We start from the raw sequence: 18,968 nt of genomic DNA, 5'->3' as shown, positions 1-18,968 counted from the left end.
AGCCGGGCGGGCCCGGGACGGTGAAATCAGTTCCGGGTGGCGGCCGCGCGCTGGAGCGGCAGCGGCGCGCCCATGACCGCGTACGGGCGGGGGGCGCTGGGGAAGTGGACGCGGCGGGCGAGGTCGGTGTAGCCGAGCGAGCGGTACAGGCCGCGGGCCGGGCTCTCGGTGTCGATGGCGGAGAGGATCGACTTCGGGAGGTCGGATCCGTCGGTGATCGTGGTGATCAGCCGGCGGCCCACTCCGCGGCCCTGGAAGCGGGGGTGGACGTGCAGCTCGGTGATGACGAAGGAGTCGTCGAGCCACTCGGCGTTGCCCTCGGTGCGCAGGTACGGCTCGACGATGGTGGACCACCAGTGGGTGCGGTCGTTGGGCATGCCGTAGACGAAGCCGACGAGCCGGTCGTCGGGGGTCGTGGCGCCGTAGGCGCGGGCACCGGGGTTGAGGAGGTGGCGCAGGACGATGTGGCGGCGGACGGCGACCTCGCCCTCGTCGAGTCCGAAGGCGACGGCCTGTACGGCGAGGGCCTCGTCGACCCGGGCGGCGAGATTGACCGGCGCGATCACGACCTCGGTGTCATCCATGCGCGCACCCTACAAGCCGGTCAGAACAGCACGCTCATGAAGGCGCCGACCTCCTGGAAGCCCACGCGGCGGTACGCGGCGCGGGCGGGGGTGTTGTAGTCGTTGACGTAGAGGCTGACGATCGGGGCGATGTCGTTGAGCGCGTGGCGCAGGACGGCGGCCATGCCGGTCTCGGACAGGCCCTTGCCGCGGTGTTCGGGGGCGACCCAGACGCCCTGGATCTGGCAGGCCTGGCGGGTGGCGGCGCCGATCTCGGCCTTGAAGACGACCTTGCCGTCCTCGATGCGGGCGAAGGAGCGGCCGGCGCCGACGAGTTCGGCGACGCGGGCCTGGTAGAGCAGTCCGCCGTCGCCGGCCATCGGGGAGACGCCGACCTCCTCGGTGAACATGGCCACGCAGGCGGGCATGATCACCTCCATCTCGTCCTTGCGGACCCGGCGGACGAGCGGGTCGGGCGCGACGGTGGCGGACGGTTCCTCGGCGATCATCAGGGGCTGGTGGGCGCGGACGTCGCGGGCGGGGCCCCAGCTGGGTTCGAGGAGGCTCCAGAGCCGGGCGGTGGGTTCGGCGGGGCCGACGATGGAGGAGCACCGGCGGCCGACCCGGCGGGCCCGGTCGGCGAAGGCGCGGACGGCCTCGGGCCCGGCACAGATGGGGACGAGGTTGGCGCCGGAGTAGCACAGCGAGCGGAGCTGCCCGTCGGCGTACCAGCCCCACATCTCGCCGCCGAGGCGCCAGGGGTCGAGCCCGGCGAGCTGGACGCGGGCCGTGACGAAGGCGTTCTCGACGGGGGCGCTCTCCAGGACGGCGAGCGCGTCGCCGAGGTCGGCGGGTTCGAGGACCCGCGTCGATGATTGCGTCAACACGTGGGGCCTCACGGTGCGTTTCTCTGCGGTTCTCCGCACTGTACCCCCACTTCCCGGGCCTATGGGGGGTGCGCGAAGCCCCTCCGTTCCCGGTGGGTTCGGAGGGGCTTCGCGGCGTGCGGTGCGCGGGCGGCGGTTCTCAGCCGGCGACGGCGACGGTGGGCTCGCCGCTGGTCACGCCGTCCTTCTCCATCTGCTCGGCGATCTTGAGGGCTTCCTCGATGAGGGTCTCGACGATCTTCGACTCGGGGACGGTCTTGATGACCTCGCCCTTGACGAAGATCTGGCCCTTGCCGTTGCCGGAGGCGACGCCGAGGTCGGCCTCGCGGGCCTCGCCGGGGCCGTTGACGACGCAGCCCATGACGGCGACGCGCAGCGGGACGGTCATGCCGTCGAGGCCGGCGGTGACCTCCTCGGCCAGCTTGTAGACGTCGACCTGGGCGCGGCCGCAGGACGGGCAGGAGACGATCTCCAGGCGGCGCTGGCGCAGGTTCAGCGACTCCAGGATCTGGATGCCGACCTTGATCTCCTCGGCCGGCGGGGCGGAGAGGGAGACCCGGATGGTGTCGCCGATGCCCTCGGCGAGCAGGGCGCCGAAGGCGACGGCGGACTTGATGGTGCCCTGGAAGGCGGGGCCGGCCTCGGTGACGCCGAGGTGCAGCGGGTAGTCGCACTGGGCGGCGAGCTGGCGGTAGGCGTTGACCATCACGACCGGGTCGTTGTGCTTGACCGAGATCTTGATGTCGTGGAAGCCGTGCTCCTCGAAGAGGGAGGCCTCCCAGAGGGCGGACTCGACGAGCGCCTCGGGGGTGGCCTTGCCGTACTTCTGGAGCAGCCGGCGGTCGAGGGAGCCCGCGTTGACGCCGATGCGGATCGGGGTCCCGGCGTCGCCGGCCGCCTTGGCGATCTCCTTGACCTTGTCGTCGAACTGCTTGATGTTGCCCGGGTTCACCCGGACCGCGGCGCAGCCGGCGTCGATGGCGGCGAAGACGTACTTCGGCTGGAAGTGGATGTCGGCGATGACCGGGATCTGCGACTTCTTCGCGATGATCGGCAGCGCGTCGGCGTCGTCCTGGGTGGGACAGGCCACGCGCACGATCTGGCAGCCGGAGGCGGTCAGCTCGGCGATCTGCTGCAGCGTCGCGCCGATGTCGGAGGTGCGGGTGGTGGTCATCGACTGCACCGACACCGGGGCGTCGCCGCCGACGGCCACCGACCCGACCTGGATCTGGCGGCTCTTGCGCCGCTCGGCGAGCTTCGTCGGAACGGACGGGATACCGAGAGAGATCGCGGTCATCAGCTGTACAACCCCAAGGTGTGGTTCATCGGGCTCAGGTCTTCGAGATTACCGCCCCGGCGGCGGCAGGCCGGACACCGCAGGGGTGTCCGGCCGCGAGCTCACTACGTCAGCTTCACCGGATTGACGATGTCGGCGACGAGGACGAGCAGGGTGAAGCAGACGAAGACGCCCGCCACGACGTAGGCGGCCGGCATCAGTTTGGCCACGTCGAAGGGGCCCGGGTCGGGCCGCCTGAAGATCCGGGCGGTGTTGCGGCGGATCGACTCCCACAGGGCGCCGGCGATGTGGCCGCCGTCGAGCGGGAGCAGCGGGAGCATGTTGAACAGGAACAGCGACACGTTGAACATGACGAGCAGGTTCAGGAAGAAGACCAGCCTGGTCTGGGGCGGGGCCTCGATGGCCATCAGCTCGCCGCTGATGCGGGCGGCGCCGACGACCCCGACCGGCGAGTCCTGCTTGCGCTCGCCGTCGCCGAAGGCGGCGTCCCACAGGGCGGGGATCTTGCTCGGCAGGGCGATGACGGACTCGACGCCGGCCTGGAGCTGGTCGGTCATGCGGTCCGCGGACTGGCCGAAGGTGAGCGGTACGACCTCGCGGCCGGACTCGAAGCCGAGGTAGCCGGCGGAGACGTACTGGAGGGGCTGGGCGACGTTGCCGTCCGCGTCCTTCTTGAGGACCTTGTTCTCCAGGAGCGTCGCGTGCAGGTCGAGCTCCTCGCCGTCGCGCTGGACGGTGACGGTGGCGGGCCCGGTGGTGGCGCGGATCCGGTCGGAGAGGGTGTTCCAGTCGGAGACGCGTTCGCCGTTGAAGGCGACGATCCGGTCACCCTTGAGCAGGCCGGCCGCCTTGGCGGGCGAGGGGCGGTCGCTCGGCTTGCAGGTGTCGCGCTTCTCGCTCTGGTCGATGACGCAGGTGGTGACGCCGGCGACCTTGGTGGTCTGGGTCTCGAAGCCGATGGCCATGGCGCTGCCGAAGAACAGCACGACGGCGAGCACCAGGTTCATGAACGGCCCGGCGAACATGACGATGACCCGCTTCCACGGCTTGCGCGTGTAGAAGAGCCGGGACTCGTCGCCGGGCTGGAGCTCCTCGAAGGAGGCCTCGCGGGCGTCCTCGATCATGGAGCGCCACGGGGAGGTGGAGCGGGCCTCGATCTTGCCGTCCTTGCCGGGCGGGAACATGCCGATCATGCGGATGTAGCCGCCGGCCGGGATGGCCTTGATGCCGTACTCCGTCTCGCCCTTCTTCTTCGACCAGATGGTCGGACCGAAGCCGACCATGTACTGCGGCACGCGGATGCCGAAGAGCTTGGCCGTGGAGAGGTGGCCCAGCTCGTGCCAGGCGATGGAGACGAGCAGTCCCACCGCGAACAGCACGATGCCGAGGACGGTCAGGAGTGTGGTCATGCGCGCGCCTCCGCGATTGCCTTCGCCGCGAGTTCCCGGGCCCGGGCCCGGGCCCAGGTCTCCGCTTCCAGGACGTCCGACACCGTGAGCGAGGTTCCCGTGCCGGGGGCCCCGTGCTCGGTGACGACTGCGGTGACCGTATCCATGATTCCGTTGAACGGCAGCCTTCCGGCGAGGAAGGCGTCCACGCACTCCTCGTTGGCGGCGTTGAAGACGGCGGGGGCGGTGCCGCCGAGGGTGCCGACGTGGCGGGCCAGGTTCACCGACGGGAAGGCCTCGTCGTCGAGCGGGAAGAACTCCCAGGTGGAGGCCTTGGACCAGTCGAAGGCGGGGGCCGCGTCGGGGACCCGCTCGGGCCAGCCGATGCCGATGGCGATGGGGCCGCGCATGTCGGGCGGGGTGGCCTGGGCGAGGGTGGAGCCGTCGGTGAACTCGACCATGGAGTGGACGTACGACTGGGGGTGGACGACGACCTCGATGCGGTCGAACGGGATGTCGTAGAGCAGGTGGGCCTCGATGACCTCCAGGCCCTTGTTGACCAGGGTGGCGCTGTTCACGGTGATGACGGGGCCCATCGCCCAGGTGGGGTGGGCGAGCGCGTCCTCGCGGGTGACGTCCGCCAGCTGCTCCCTCGTACGGCCGCGGAACGGGCCGCCGGAGGCGGTGACCACCAGCTTGCGGACGTCGGCCCGGGTGCCGGCGGCGAGCGCCTGGAACAGGGCCGCGTGCTCGGAGTCGACCGGGATGATCTGGCCGGGCTTGGCCAGTGCCTTCACCAGCGGGCCGCCGACGATCAGCGACTCCTTGTTGGCGAGCGCGAGCGTCCGGCCGGCCTCCAGGGCGGCGAGGGTGGGCGCCAGGCCGATGGAGCCGGTGATGCCGTTGAGGACGGTGTGGCACGGCGAGGCCGCGAGCTCGGTGGCCGCGTCGGGGCCCGCGAGGATCGCGGGGAGCGGCTCGGAGCCGTACAGCGCCTTCAGCGCCTCCCGCAGCTCGGGCAGGGCCTCCTCGCGGGCGACGGCGACCGCGCCGACCCGCAGCCGGTGCGCCTGCTCGGCGAGCAGCCCGACGCGGCCGCCGGAGGCGGCGAGGGCGGTGACCCGGAACCGGTCGGGGTTGCGCAGCACCAGGTCGATGGCCTGGGTGCCGATGGACCCGGTGGAGCCGAGGACGACGATGTCCCGGCGGCCTTCGGACACGTCGAAGGCGATGTGCGGGTCGGCGAGAGGAGAGGGGCGGTCGCTCATGCCCCCCATTCTTGCCGCAAAGACCGTGCGCTCTTCACAGGGCCTGTCGGAACGCCTCGAAAACGGGGTGGAAGTCCGGGAACGTCTTCCGTACGCAGTCGGGGTCGTCGAACGTGATCCCCTGGGTGCGCAGGGCGGTGACCGCGAAGGACATCACGATGCGGTGGTCGCCGTGGGTGGCGATCTCCACCGGGCCGGCCGGGGTGCCGGGGTGGATCTCGATCCGGTCGGGGCCGGTGGCGACGGTGATGCCGAGGCGGCGCAGGTTCTCGGCGCAGGCGTCGAGCCGGTCGCACTCCTTGACCCGGGTGTTCGCGACGTCCTCGATGCGGACCGGCCCGTCGGCGAAGGGCGCGAGGGCGGCGAGGGTGGGCATGGTGTCGGAGATGTCCCGCATGTTCACGGTGAGGCCGCGCAGGGTTCCGGTGCCGCGGACCGTGGTGCCCTCGGCGCCGACCGAGACGTCTGCGCCCATGCGGCGCAGCACGTCGACGAAGGCGAGGTCGCCCTGGAGGGCGCCGGTGCCGAGGCCGGGGACGGTGACGGCGGCGCCGGGGGTGAGGGCGGCCGCGGCGAAGAAGTAGCTCGCGGTGGAGGCGTCCGGCTCGATGGCGTAGGTGGTGGCCCGGTAGCCGGTGGGGGCGACGGTGTACGTACGTCCTTCGGGACCGTCCGCACGGGTGATGCGGGCTCCGAAGGCCCGCATCATCGCGAGGGTGATCTCCACGTACGGCTCCGAGACCAGGTCCGTGACGGTGATCGCGAGCCCTTCGGCGGTGAGCGGGCCGAGCATCAGCAGGGCGGTCAGGTACTGCGACGACTGGCCGGCGTCGAGCCGGATCGCGCCGCCCTTGATGCCGCGGCCGGTGACGGTGAGCGGGTGGTGGCCCTCGCGCTCGCCGTGGGTCAGCTCGACGCCGAGCTCGCGCAGGGCGGTGGTGAGCGGGCCGAGCGGGCGCCGGCGCATCTGGGCGGAGGCGTCGAAGCGGAAGGTGCCGTGGCCGGCGGCGGCGAGGGCGGGCAGGAAGCGGGCGGTGGTGGCGCCGTCGCGGCAGTACACGTCGGCCTCGTCGGCCCCGGGCCCGGCGGGCCGTCCCTCGATGTGCCAGGCGCCGGGCTCCTGTCGTACGGCGTAGCCGAGGGCCTTCAGGCCTTCGGCGAAGCCCTCGGTGTCGTCGGAGCGGAGCGGCCGCAGCAGGGTGGTGGTGCCTTCGGCGGCGGCGGCGAGGAAGAGGGCGCGGGCGGTGACGGACTTGGAGCCGGGGATGTCGATGACGGTCACGGCGCCATCCTGCCGTGGCGGGCGGCGCCGTCGCCGGGTCGTCCCGGCAGGTGGACGGCACCGGCCCGGACCGGGACCGTGCCCGGCCGGGACCGTGCGGGGGCGGCGCCGGCCGGGACCGTGCGGGGGCGGCGCCGTCGTCGCGCTAGCGGATCTTGCGGTGGACGTTCTCCTTGTCGGACGGGCCGGGGGTGGTGTCGGCGATCCAGGGGCCGTCGTCGCTGGGGTCGAGGATGCCCTCCTCCAGCCAGGTGTACGAGCCGGCCAGGACGCCGTCGACCACCTTGCGGTCCAGGTCGTCGGTGTTGGCCCACAGCCGGCCGAAGAGCTCGGCGATCCGCAGCCGGGCCTGACGGCAGAAGGCGTCCGCGAGCTGCTGGGCCTCGCGGCCGTGGTCGCCGGTGGTGCGCAGCAGTTCGGCCCGTACGCAGACCGCGCTCATCGCGAAGAGCTCGGCGCCGATGTCGACGATCCGGCCCAGGAAGGCCTGCTTGAGCTCCATCCTCCCCTGCCAGCGGGACATCGCGTAGAAGGTGGAGCGGGCGAGCTTGCGGGAGGTGCGCTCGACGTACCGCAGATGGGTGGCGAGCTCGCCGAACTCGCCGTACGCGCCCGGCACCTGGCCCTGTCCGGCGACGAGTTTCGGCAGCCAGCGGGCGTAGAAGCCGCCGGCCCGGGCGCCCGCCCTCGCCTTGTCGGCGAGGGCCTTGTCGGGGTCGATGATGTCGCCGGCGACGGCGAGGTGGGCGTCGACGGCCTCGCGGGCGATCAGCAGGTGCATGATCTCGGTCGAGCCCTCGAAGATGCGGTTGATCCGCAGGTCGCGCAGGAGCTGTTCGGCGGGCACGGCGCGTTCGCCGCGGGCGGCGAGGGAGTCGGCGGTCTCGTAGCCGCGGCCGCCGCGGATCTGGACCAGTTCGTCGGCCATCCGCCAGGCCATCTCGGAGCCGTACAGCTTGGCGAGGGCGGCCTCGATGCGGATGTCGTTGCGGTCCTCGTCGGCCATCTGGGAGGCGAGGTCGACGACCGCCTCCAGGGCGAAGGCGGTGGCGGCGATGAAGGAGATCTTGGTGCCGACGGCCTCGTGCCGGGCGACCGGCTTGCCCCACTGCTCGCGTTCGGCGGCCCATTCGCGGGCGATCTTCAGGCACCACTTGCCGGCGCCGGCGCAGGCGGCGGGCAGCGAAAGACGGCCGGTGTTGAGGGTGGTGAGGGCGATCTTGAGGCCGGAGCCCTCGGGGCCGATGCGGTTCGCGGCCGGGACGCGGACGCGGTGGAAGCGGGTGACGCCGTTCTCCAGGCCGCGCAGGCCCATGAAGGCGTTGCGGTGCTCGACGGTGATGCCGGGCGAGTCGCCCTCGACGACGAAGGCGGTGATGCCGCCGCGGTGGCCCTCGGAGGCGGGGACGCGGGCCATGACGACGAGCAGGTCGGCGACGACGCCGTTGGTGGTCCACAGCTTCACGCCGTCGAGGACGTAGTCGTCGCCGTCGGGGACGGCGGTGGTGGCGAGCCGGGCCGGGTCGGAGCCGACGTCGGGCTCGGTGAGGAGGAAGGCGGAGATGTCGCTGCGGGCGAGCCGGGGCAGGAAGGCGTCCTTCTGCTCCTGGGTGCCGAAGATCTTCAGCGGCTGCGGGACGCCGATCGACTGGTGGGCGGAGAGCAGCGCGCCGAGGGCGGGACTGACCGAGCCGACCAGGGCGAGGGCCCGGTTGTAGTACAGCTGGGTGAGGCCGAGGCCGCCGTACTTGGGGTCGATCTTCATGCCGAGCGCGCCGAGCTCCTTGAGGCCCCGGACGGTCTCGTCGGGGATGCGGGCCTCGCGTTCGATGAGGCCGCCGTCGACCCGGGTCTCGCAGAAGGCGCGCAGCTTGGCGAGGAAGGCCTCGCCGCGCCGGACGTCCTCGTCGGCGGGGAGCGGATGCGGATGGATGAGGTCCAGGCGGAAGCGGCCGAGGAAGAGCTCCTTGGCGAAGCTGGGTTTGTGCCAGTCCTGCTGTCGTGCGGCCTCGGCGACCTGCCGGGCCTCGCGTTCGGTGACCTTGGGCGGCCGCTGGGTGGGTGCGGACATGAGGAGCTCACCTCGCCGCTCGTCGGGGGCCTTGTGTGGCTACTCGTCCGTCGTACCCGAAATCCGTGGTTTCGGAAACGGCCGCGGGGCCGGTTCCGGGTGCTTCCGGCCGCTTCCGGACGGACGAAAGGCGGCCCGGGCCCCCGCACAGTGGGCCCGGACCGCCGGTCTCGTGCGTACGGACGCGCTGGTCCGTACGGGTTGTCCTCCGCGCTCCGGAGCGCGGGTCCGGACGGGTGGGTCCGGGCCGCGCCGGGAGCGCGTGGCGGTGGCTAGAGCGCCAGGCCGGTGAGGACGAGGACGCGCTCGTAGGTGTAGTCGTCCATGGCGAACTTGACGCCCTCGCGGCCGACGCCGGAGCGCTTGGCGCCGCCGTACGGCATCTGGTCGGCGCGGTAGGACGGGACGTCGCCGACGATCACGCCGCCGACCTCGAGGGCGCGGTGGGCGCGGAAGGCGGCCTGGAGGTCGTGGGTGAAGACGCCGGCCTGGAGGCCGAAGTCGGAGTCGTTGACCGCGGCGAACGCCTCGGCCTCGCCGTCGACCTTGGCGACGGTCAGGACCGGGCCGAAGACCTCGGCGCGGGCCAGGGTGACGTCGGCGGGGAGGTCGGTGAGGACGGTCGGGGCGTAGGTGGCGCCCTCGCGCTTGCCGCCGGCGAGCAGCTTGGCGCCGGCCGCGACGGCCTCGTCCACCCAGGCCTCGACGCGCTTGGCGGCGTTCTCGTCGACCAGCGGGCCGACGTCGGTGGCGTCGTCCGCCGGGTCACCGGTGACCTGGGCCTCGACGGCGGCGACGATCTTCGGCAGCAGGCGGTCGTAGACGGAGGCGTCCGCGATCACGCGCTGCACGGAGATGCAGGACTGGCCGCCCTGGTAGTTGGAGAAGGTGGCGATGCGGGTCGCCGCCCAGTCCAGGTCGGTCTCGGAGGACCAGTCGGGCAGGACGACGGCCGCGGCGTTGCCACCGAGCTCCAGGGTGCAGTGCTTGTGCGGCACGGACTCCTGGATGGCGTAGCCGACCGTGTCGGAGCCGGTGAAGGAGATGACCGGGAGGCGCTCGTCCTGGACGAGGGCGGGCATGCGGTCGTTCGGCACGGTCAGGATCGACCAGGAGCCGGCCGGCAGGTCGGTCTCGGCCAGGATCTCGCCCAGGATCAGGGAGGAGATCGGCGTGGACGGGGCCGGCTTGAGGATGATCGGGGCGCCGACGGCGATGGCCGGGGCGACCTTGTGGGCGCTGAGGTTCAGCGGGAAGTTGAACGGCGCGATGCCGAGCACGACGCCCTTGGGGATGCGGCGGGTGAGCGCGAGGCGGCCGACGCCGCCGGCCTCGGTGTCGAGGCGCTGGGCCTCGCCGCCGTTGAAGCGACGGGCCTCCTCCGCGGCGAAACGGAACACGGAGACGGCACGGCCGACCTCACCGCGGGCCCACTTGACGGGCTTGCCGTTCTCGGCGGAGATCAGCTGGGCGATCTCCTCGGAGCGCTCGGCGAGCCGCTTCGACACGTGGTCGAGGGCGGCGGCGCGGACGTGCGCCGGGGTGGCGGCGAACTCGTCGACGACGGCGTGCGCGGCGGCGACGGCCTCCTCGACCTGGGCCTCGGTGGGCACGCTGACCTTGCCGACCAGACGTCCGTCGTACGAGTTCGTGACGTCGAAGGTGGCCTCGCCGGTGGCCTCGCGGCCGGCGAGCCAGAAGGCGTGGGTGGTCGTCATTGCGTACCGGCCCTTTCCGTTTCGGGGGTGGTGCGAGGGGGGTGCTCTCGCGCTCTCGTGCCACGTTAGGGCGAAGCGGGCGAAGGGGCGCTTGTCCGTGATGGAGTGATGGCGGCGCCCACCTGTCCGCTTTGGCCGAAGCGGGAGGCGGATCGGGCGGGCCCGGCCTGCCGTCACCAGGTGCGGTACGCCGAGAAGGGTCGCTCCGCCCCCTCGCCCCAGCGGGTGACGATCCACAGGTCCTCGTACCGGAACAGGCCGTTGATCTCGGCGGCGCCGGGGTCGGTGTCCTCGTCGAAGGTGCGCTCGTCCACCGTCTCGCCCGTGGCGGAGTCGTAGACGTGCAGCTCGGCGAGGCCCTTGCGGGAGTGGGTGAAGACCGTCACGCGGCCTCTGCCCACGTGCATCGCCGTGACCTCCCGCCAGGCGCCCAGCGGCTCCGTGCTCCACACCTCTTTCCCGGTCACCAGGTCGTAGGCGGTCACACCGCCTCCGGAGCCGTCGATGACCTTGCCGTCGGTCACGATCCGGTCCCCGCCCCCGAGGTCGAACTCTCCCTGCAGGCGGCCCTCCTGATCGAAGGCGAAGTGGGCGTTCACGCCGTGCGGGGCCCGTTCCTGGACCCTCAGGACCGTCGGTTCGGCGGACAGGAAGGACATGAAGGCGTCCGGGGCGACGGGGCGGCGGGCGCCGAGCGGAACGGTCCACCGCACCTTGCCGTCGGCCGGGTCGAAGGCGGCGAGCTTCGCCTCGGTGGCGCAGGCGAGGGGCACGAGGACCTGCCTCGACGTGACGGCGACGGCGTGGGGCAGGCAGCCCTTCGGCACGGCGGCCTTCCAGCGCGGGGCGCCGGTCCGCAGGTCGAAGGCGCGCACCGCCTGGTCGGCGGGGACGACGGGCCGCGTGCGCCGGTCCGGTTCGTGGGCCCACTGCTCGTCCTCGTCCCGGACCACGGCGAGGCCGGCTCCGGTGGCCAGGTCGTCGTCGGCGTACTTCGGGTCGGTGACGCCGGGCAGGCGGCTGGTGCGCCACAGCTCCCGGCCGTTCTTCAGGTCGATCGCGGCGACGGTCGCGCAGCCCTTGTCGCCCTGCGTCTCCATGAGGCCGATGAGCGCGACGGAGTCGGTCGCGGCGGAGGTGGCGCAGATCTCGACCCGGCCGGGCACGACGTACTCCCAGCGGCGCTCGCCGGTCCCGGCGTCGAAGGCGGTGACGGCGTCGAAGCGGCTGCGGACGACGGTGTCGCCGACCGACCAGGCGGCGTTTCCGTACTCGGCGGCCGTCTTGTCGTACGGCGTGTCCCAGACCCGCTCCATCGAGTCGCCCGGCAGATTGCCCGTGTCGGAGGCGACGCAGGAGGCGATGCCTCCGATGAGGGCGAGCGGGACGCCGACGAGGACCAGCACGGCGACCGCCAGTCCCCCTCGTTCCCTCCACGTGCGCTCGGTCGTGCGTTCTGCCATACGGATCCCCACCCCTGGCCGACTCGGTCGTTCGAAGCCCCGTCAGGGTAGGGGATCGTCGATCACCGGCGCCGCTCGGTCGAGACGATGAGACAGACCCCGGCGACGACGATCGCGCCGCCGAGCACGATGGGCCAGGACAGGGCCTCGTCCAGGATCAGCGCGCCGAGGGCGACGGCGACGACCGGGTTCACGTACGCGTAGGTGGCGACCAGCGAGAGCGGGGCGGTGTGGAGGAGCCAGGCGTACGCGGTGAAGGCGATCAGCGAGCCGAAGACGATCAGGTAGCCGAGGGCGGCCCAGGAACGGCCGGAGACGGCCGACAGGTCGAGGCCGTGCTGCTCGCCGCGGATCAGGCCGACGCCGAGGCAGCCGAGTCCGCCGGCGATCATCTCGTACGCGCTGGCGGTGAAGGGGTTCGCGGGCATGGGGATCCGCGAGGAGGAGAACGACCCGGTCGACCACAGCAGCGTCGCGACGATCACCAGCACCACCCCGCCGGTCTTCACGTCGCCGCTGAGCCCCGGCAGCGTGAGCACGGCCAGGCCCGCGAGTCCGAGCAGCACGCCGACGACACCGCCGGCGCTCGGCCGCTCGCCGAATCCGGCCTTGAGGAGCACGACCCAGGCCGGGACGACGGCGATGAGCAGCGCGGCGAGCCCGGAGGGCACGGAGGTCTCGGCGAGCACGACGAGCCCGTTGCCGCCGAGGAGGAGGAGCAGACCGACGACCGCGGCGGAGGCGAGCTGCCTGGGGCTCACCCTCAGCGCGGCCGGCCCCTGCCGCCAGGCGATGATCCCGGCCAGCAGCAGACCCGCGGTGACGAAGCGGGCGCCCGCGGAGAGGAACGGGGGCAGCGTCTCGACGACGATCCGGATCCCGAGGTACGTGGACCCCCACACGACGTACACGATCCCGAGCGCCACCCACACGGCGGCGGGGATGCGCCGGGCTGTGGGGGCGGGGGGCTTGACCTCGGCTGCCGTGTCGACGGCGGGGGTTGTCATGCTCAGGAGACTAGGCAAACCACCACCCCGAATCCAAGGATTTTGCCCGCGATCGGGCAGCGGGGGGCGAATTCGGGGCGGGTCCGCGGGGCGCCGGGGCGTCGGCTGCGACGGCGCGGCGCGCGCACCCCGGCGCGACCCGGCGACGCGCGGGCCCGCGCCGGGCCTGGCGCGCGGGGGTGCGGCCTCGGGCCCCCGCTCGTCAGTCGGCGGTCGCCGAGCCGCCCGTCGCCTTGAGGGCCAGCCAGAGTTCCATGCGGACGTCCGGGTCGTCGAGGGAGCGGCCGAGGATTTCCTCGACGCGGCGCATGCGGTAGCGGAGGGTGTGGCGGTGGACGCCCAGGTCGGCCGCGGCGGCGTCCCATTGGCCGTGGCGGGAGAGCCAGGCGCGCAGGGAGGCGACCAGGTCGCCGCGGCCGGTGGCGTCGTGTTCGTAGAGGGCGCGGAGCAGGCCGTCGGCGAAGGCGCGCACGGCGTCGTCGGCGAGCAGGGGCAGGACGGAGCCCGCGGCGAGCTCCTCGTGCTCGACGAGCGCACGGCCGCGCCGCCGGGCCACGGAGAGGGCCTGTTCGGCCTGCTTGTACGCGGCGGCCGCCGCGATCGGGCCCGTGGGGGCGGACAGCCCCACGACCAGCCCGGCCTCCTCCGCCTCCCGCGTCGCGTAGCCCTCGCAGGCCGCGACCACCGCTCCCCCGTCGCCGGCCAGGACGACCAGCCGCTCCCCGTCCTCCGGGCCGTCCGGCACCGTCAGGACGGACTCGCCCGCCCGGGCGGCCGCCGCCTCCAGGTTCTCGGCGAGCACCGCGAGCGGCGCCTCGCCGCCCTCCTTCGGCTCGCCCGGCACGGACTCGGCGATGAGCAGCCGGAACGGCGCGTCGAGCAGTCCGCCGTACAGGCTGCCGGCCACCGCCCGGGCGTGGTCGGGCTGCCCGGCGAGCAGCATCCGCAGCACCGCCGCGCCGAGCCGCTGCTCGGCTTCCTGGAGCGAGCGGGAGCGTTCCGTCGTGAGGGTCAGCAGGGCGACGGCGGAGTGCACGGCGTACCGCTCGGCCGTCCCGAGCGGCGCCCCGGTCCCGACGGCGAGCGCGCCGCGCACCCGCCGGCCGGTGCCGAGGGACTGCAGCTCCACCCGGTCGTCGGTGCCGCCGACCACGGCGCTGGCCGGCGCGGGCCGTTCCCGGAGCCGTTCCACGTCGGCGGTGAGCCGGGCGGCCCGGCGCGCGGCCCAGTCGGGCGAGACGGCGAGGACGGTGCCGGAGGTGTCGTACAGCGCGGCCCAGCCGTCGACGTGCGCGGCGAGCCGGGCGACGACGGCGTCCGGCCCCTCGGCGAGCGCGGCCCTGGTCAGTTCGCGCTGCGCCTCGAAGCCGGCGGTCACGGCCCGGTACTGGTCGGCGGCGATGGCCGCGGACACCGCCTTGCTGATGGCGAGGAACGGGGTCCGCCGCGGCACCTCGAGCAGCGGCAGGTGCTCCTCGCGGGCCGCGTCGAGCAGCGCCGCCGGGATGCCCTCGTAGTTGACGCCGATGGCGAAGCCGAGACCGACGACCCCCGCGCCGAGCAGCCGCCGCACATAGCGCCGCATCGCCTCCGGGTCCTCGGCATCGAGCGTGAGCGCGGTGGTGAGCAGCAGTTCGCCGCCCTCCATGTACGGGACGGGGTCGGCGAGCTCGCTGACGTGGGCCCAGCGCACGGGGGTGTCGAGGCGGTCCTCACCGGCGCGGACGGTGAGTTTGAGCGCCGAGTGCTGGACGAGCGAGGCGAGGGTGGGCGGCATTGGGGACCGTCGGAACCTTAAGGGGGGAGGGAGGCGCGTGGGGGGTGGGGGAGGCGCGCGCCGCCCGTCGGGCGTCGCGCCACCGATTGTGCCAGTCCGTCCCGGGGCCCGCCCTCAGCCTCGCGGGGAGCCGGGGCCCCCTAGGGGGTGGGGGCGTCGCGCAGGTCGACGAGGAGGGGCGGGGTGTGCTCGCCCCGCACATGGGTGAGGGAGAGGACGGCGTGGCCGGGCGGGACGGCGTGGGCGAGGTCGGAGGCGGACCAGCGTTCGCGCTCGACCTCGCGCACGGTCACGGCGTCGGTGGTGACGGCCCGGCCGGTCACCAGTTTGCGCAGGGTGTGCATGAGCCGGGTGAGGGGTTCGTCGGCGAGCACGGTCCGGCTGGTGACGTCCCGGGTCTCCACCCACTCGGTGCCCCAGGTCTCGGCGAACCGCTTGCCGTCCCACATGGTGACCCCGGCGAGGGCCACCCGGCAGCCGACCGCGCCGAGCAGCGGGGTGCGCAGGTGCTCGGGCACGTCGTCGAGGCCGCGCAGGCCCAGGACGACACCGGCGTGGGCGGAGCGCAGCCGTTGCAGTCCGCGCACGGTCCCGGCGGTCAGGGTGTGGGCGGCGTCGTCGAGGACCAGGCAGGCGAAGCGGGTCCGGTCGGTGCGGGTGACGGCGCGGGCGAGGAACTGGGCGAGGACGAGCCGGGCGAGCAGCCGGGAGGCCTCGGGGTGACCGGTCTCGGGCAGGTCGATCCGTACCCGTACGGGATGCTCCAGCGCGCGCATGGTGAACGGCGCGCCTGCGGAGGCACCGCCCGTGGTGTCGAAGAACCCGGCGAAGGCGGGCCGGTCGAGCAGGGCGACCCGGTCGGCGAGGGCGGCGGCGGGGTCGCCGGGGGTCCCCTGCTGACGCTCGCGGGCGTCGAGCTCGCGCAGGAGGGCGGCCCTGCCGTCCCGCTCCAGGGCGGCGCGGAGTGCCTGGCGGGGCGCGGGGGCGCCGTCGAGGAGCTCGCGGAGTTCGGGAACGGTGGGGAAGCGGCCGTGGACGGCGTGGAACGGGCCGAGGAGCTGGGCGAGGGCGGTCGCGGCCCGCCGGGGGTCGGCGGTCCCGGTCATGCCGCCGATCCCGGTGGGTTCGTCGGCGAGGGCGTCGGCGAGGAGGGTGGCGGCCTGGTCGGGGTCGCCGGTCCCGCCGTAGAGGTCGAGGTCGTGCGGCGAGGCCGGGTCGCCGACGCGGATGACGACGTCGTACGCCTCGTCGGGGCCGAGCGGCGCCCCGGCGGAGCCGACCACGACGACGGCGGCCTGTCCGGTGAGCGCCTGGAGGGCGAGGGACTCGACGACGGGGCGGAGCAGTCGGGTGGTCTTGCCGCTGCCGGAGGGGCCTACGACGAGCATCGAGGTGCCGAGGACGGCGGGGTCGACGGCGAGTCCGGTGCCGCGGCGCGGATACGGGTTGCGGGGGACGTCGGCGACGGTGCCGAGCCGGACCTGCCGGAGGGTGAGGTCGTGGGCGGCCGTCCGGCCGGGCAGCAGCCGGGCGCCCGACGGGTGCGAGAAGGCGGCGGCGCCGTGGGCCCGGATCTCCCGCAGGAAGGCGGCCTGCCGGTCGGGCGCCGTGCGGGCGGCCTCCCAGGCGGCGCGGATACGGGTGTGGTCGACGTCGTTCATGAGGTCGGCGGCGGCCTCGGCGACGAGCCGGTCGGCGGCCTCGGTGAGCCCGGCGGCCCGGAGCTCGGGCCAGTCGGCGGGGTCGGGCGCGGCCGGGTCGGTGACGGGTGGGGCGGTGGCCGGGCCGGCGGGGCGGCCGGTGCGGCCGGTGCGGCGCAGGGCGAGCCAGAGGAAGGGCAGGACGGCGGCGACCGTGATCCACAGGTCGGCCGTCTCCACCATGTGCTGGTTGGCGTACGCGGCGGTGGGGGTGCCGCGCTCGTACGGCAGGAGTGCGTAGACGACGCCCTTGAGCGGGATCCAGCCGCCGCGGACCAGGGCGACGGTGACGGATCCGGCGACGACGGCGAGGACGACCTGGGCGGCGCGTCCGCGCTCCTCGGTCAGCCGCCGCCAGGCGTACGGCCAGCGGCCGAAGCGGCCGAGTCCGTAGAAGACGGCGGTGAAGAGGACGAGCTCGTAGACGGCGAGGGCGAGGACGCCTCCGGTGCCGGGCTGCGGGCCGCCGTCGAGCGGGTGCCACCAGTCGTCGGGGGTGAAGAGCTTGAGCAGGACGCTCCAGTACGGGATGTAGCCGTTGCGGAGCAGGGACCAGAGCAGGACGCCGGCGAGGAAGGAGATGACCGCGCCGGACAGCACCGACCGCAGGGGGGTCTCGGCCGCCTCCCGCTCGGGCCGTGGCACGTATCCGTACCGCCACACCCCGGGCCCGCCGGCCGGCCGCGGCACGCGGAGCCAGTCGGCGAGCGTGACGCTCCCGCCGCCGGCGGCGCCACCCGCGGCGACCGGCGGCACCGCGGGCGCCACGACGGGCGGCACCGTCGGCATCGGCGGCGGCCCGGCCGGACGCGGGATCTGGTCGGTCCTCGGGGTCTCGGCCGGGCGGGCGGGGACGGCGGGGTCGGGAGGGGTGTCGTGTGTGCCGCGTGCGCCCTGTGTGCCCTCGAACTCCATGACCCCTGTCCCCCTGGCCCTTCACTCCGCCGCGCCCCGCAGCCTGGCCCGCGTCACCGCGGTGTCGCCGTCCGCCCCAATCTAGGGCCTCGGGCGCGGATCATGCCCCGGATCAGGCCGATGGCGTGGAGACGGGCCGGACAACAGCGCGTATGGCCGATACGGACAAGGACACGCCGGGACCACTCCCATCCGTAGCATGCGCGGGGCCACCGGCCGCGCCTAGCCTGCGGAGGAAACCCGCAAGTGCGTCCAGAACACCCCCAGGAGCCCCGCATGAACGCTGTCCCGCAGGAGCGGCGCGTCGTCACCGCCATCCCCGGCCCGAAGTCGCAGGAGCTTCAGGCCCGCCGTCTCGGCACGGTCGCCGGTGGCGTGGGCTCGGTGCTGCCCGTGTTCACCAAGCGGGCCGGCGGCGGCGTCATCGAGGACGTCGACGGCAACCTGCTGATCGACTTCGGTTCCGGCATCGCCGTGACCTCGGTCGGCGCCTCCGCCGAGGCCGTCGTGCGCCGCGCCTCCGCGCAGCTCCAGGACTTCACCCACACCTGTTTCATGGTCACGCCGTACGAGGGCTACGTCGAGGTCTGCGAGGCGCTCGCCGAGCTGACCCCGGGCGACCACGCCAAGAAGTCCGCCCTGTTCAACTCGGGCGCCGAGGCCGTCGAGAACGCGGTCAAGATCGCCCGTTCGTACACCAAGCGCCAGGCCGTCGTCGTCTTCGACCACGGCTACCACGGCCGCACCAACCTCACGATGGCGCTGACGGCGAAGAACATGCCGTACAAGCAGGGCTTCGGCCCGTTCGCGCCCGAGGTCTACCGCGTGCCGGTCGCCTACGGCTACCGCTGGCCCACCGGCCCGGAGAACTGCGGCCCCGAGGCCGCCGCCCAGGCGATCGACAACATCACCAAGCAGATCGGCGCCGAGAACGTCGCCGCGATCATCATCGAGCCGGTGCTCGGCGAGGGCGGCTTCATCGAGCCGGCCAAGGGCTTCCTGCCGGCGATCGTGAAGTTCGCCAACGACAACGGCATCGTCTTCGTCGCGGACGAGATCCAGTCCGGCTTCTGCCGCACCGGCCAGTGGTTCGCCTGCGAGGACGAGGGCATCGTCCCGGACCTGATCACGACCGCCAAGGGCATCGCGGGCGGTCTGCCGCTCGCCGCCGTCACCGGCCGCGCCGAGATCATGGACTCCGTCCACGGCGGCGGCCTCGGCGGCACCTACGGCGGCAACCCGGTCGCGTGCGCCGGTGCGCTGGGCTCCATCGAGACCATGAAGGAGCTCGACCTCAACGGCAAGGCCAAGCGCATCGAGGAGCTCATGAAGGGCCGCCTCGCCACCATGCAGGAGAAGTTCCCGATCATCGGTGACATCCGCGGCCGCGGCGCCATGATCGCCATCGAGCTGGTGAAGGACCCGGCGACGAAGGAGCCGCACCCGGAGGCCGCCGCCGCGCTGGCCAAGGCGTGCCACGCCGAGGGCGTCCTCGTCCTCACCTGCGGCACCTACGGCAACGTGCTGCGCTTCCTCCCGCCGCTGGTCATCGGCGAGGACCTGCTGGGCGAGGGCCTGGACGTCATCGAGGCCGCGCTGGCCCGTATCTGACGGTCGGGCGGCCACTTCTGA

The 18,968-nt window shown here is 73.5% G+C and carries 13 protein-coding genes; 1 reads left to right on the top strand and 12 read right to left on the bottom strand.

Features of this window, described 5'->3' with window-relative positions; all coding sequences use genetic code 11:
* Positions 1-26: 26 nt before the first annotated feature.
* The 12 genes from ACFY7C_RS24885 to ACFY7C_RS24830 form a co-directional block, all read right to left on the bottom strand.
* Complete coding sequence (locus tag ACFY7C_RS24885) at positions 27-584, bottom strand: GNAT family N-acetyltransferase (protein WP_389654355.1); 558 nt, start codon at positions 582-584, stop codon at positions 27-29.
* A gap of 20 nt (positions 585-604) precedes the next feature.
* Positions 605-1,450 (bottom strand): GNAT family N-acetyltransferase, encoded by an 846-nt coding sequence (locus tag ACFY7C_RS24880; RefSeq protein ID WP_389654353.1) that lies wholly within the window; start codon positions 1,448-1,450, stop codon positions 605-607.
* 139 nt (positions 1,451-1,589) lie between these two features.
* Entirely contained in the window at positions 1,590-2,747 is a 1,158-nt protein-coding gene (gene ispG / locus ACFY7C_RS24875; protein ID WP_389654351.1) for a flavodoxin-dependent (E)-4-hydroxy-3-methylbut-2-enyl-diphosphate synthase, read from the bottom strand.
* A 104-nt stretch (positions 2,748-2,851) separates the two neighbouring features.
* Positions 2,852-4,156, bottom strand: coding sequence for a M50 family metallopeptidase (locus tag ACFY7C_RS24870; protein ID WP_389654349.1), 1,305 nt, complete (start codon positions 4,154-4,156; stop codon positions 2,852-2,854).
* Complete coding sequence (gene dxr / locus ACFY7C_RS24865; protein WP_389654347.1) at positions 4,153-5,403, bottom strand: 1-deoxy-D-xylulose-5-phosphate reductoisomerase; 1,251 nt, start codon at positions 5,401-5,403, stop codon at positions 4,153-4,155. Before dxr ends, ACFY7C_RS24870 begins: the two co-directional genes overlap by 4 nt.
* A 34-nt stretch (positions 5,404-5,437) precedes the next feature.
* Positions 5,438-6,685 carry a 3-phosphoshikimate 1-carboxyvinyltransferase gene (aroA, locus tag ACFY7C_RS24860; RefSeq protein WP_389654345.1) on the bottom strand — a complete coding sequence of 416 codons (1,248 nt, stop codon included), beginning with the start codon at positions 6,683-6,685 and terminating at the stop codon, positions 5,438-5,440.
* Between the two features lie 145 nt (positions 6,686-6,830).
* Positions 6,831-8,756, bottom strand: coding sequence for an acyl-CoA dehydrogenase family protein (locus ACFY7C_RS24855; protein ID WP_389654343.1), 1,926 nt, complete (start codon positions 8,754-8,756; stop codon positions 6,831-6,833).
* Positions 8,757-9,028: 272 nt separating this feature from the next.
* The gene (locus ACFY7C_RS24850; protein ID WP_389654341.1) at positions 9,029-10,474 is read right to left on the bottom strand and encodes an aldehyde dehydrogenase family protein; all 1,446 of its coding nucleotides are present in this window, start codon (positions 10,472-10,474) and stop codon (positions 9,029-9,031) included.
* A 173-nt stretch (positions 10,475-10,647) separates the two neighbouring features.
* Positions 10,648-11,937 (bottom strand): PQQ-binding-like beta-propeller repeat protein, encoded by a 1,290-nt coding sequence (locus tag ACFY7C_RS24845; RefSeq protein ID WP_389654339.1) that lies wholly within the window; start codon positions 11,935-11,937, stop codon positions 10,648-10,650.
* A 62-nt stretch (positions 11,938-11,999) separates the two neighbouring features.
* Positions 12,000-12,944, bottom strand: coding sequence for an EamA family transporter (locus tag ACFY7C_RS24840; protein WP_389654337.1), 945 nt, complete (start codon positions 12,942-12,944; stop codon positions 12,000-12,002).
* Positions 12,945-13,146: 202 nt separating this feature from the next.
* A complete protein-coding gene (locus ACFY7C_RS24835; RefSeq protein WP_389654335.1) occupies positions 13,147-14,721 on the bottom strand; it encodes a PucR family transcriptional regulator in 1,575 nt (524 codons plus the stop codon).
* 140 nt (positions 14,722-14,861) lie between these two features.
* Positions 14,862-17,336: an ATP/GTP-binding protein gene (locus tag ACFY7C_RS24830; RefSeq protein ID WP_389654333.1), complete on the bottom strand. Its 2,475-nt coding sequence runs from the start codon at positions 17,334-17,336 to the stop codon at positions 14,862-14,864.
* A 276-nt stretch (positions 17,337-17,612) separates the two neighbouring features.
* On the opposite strand from ACFY7C_RS24830, the gene gabT reads away from it, so the two are divergent.
* Positions 17,613-18,947, top strand: coding sequence for a 4-aminobutyrate--2-oxoglutarate transaminase (gene gabT / locus ACFY7C_RS24825; protein ID WP_389654331.1), 1,335 nt, complete (start codon positions 17,613-17,615; stop codon positions 18,945-18,947).
* The last annotated feature ends 21 nt before the right edge of the window (positions 18,948-18,968 follow it).

The sequence above is a fragment of the Streptomyces sp. NPDC012769 genome (assembly GCF_042901205.1).
Classification (GTDB): Bacteria; Actinomycetota; Actinomycetes; order Streptomycetales; family Streptomycetaceae; genus Streptomyces.
This window is presented reverse-complemented; position numbering and strand designations above follow the sequence as displayed.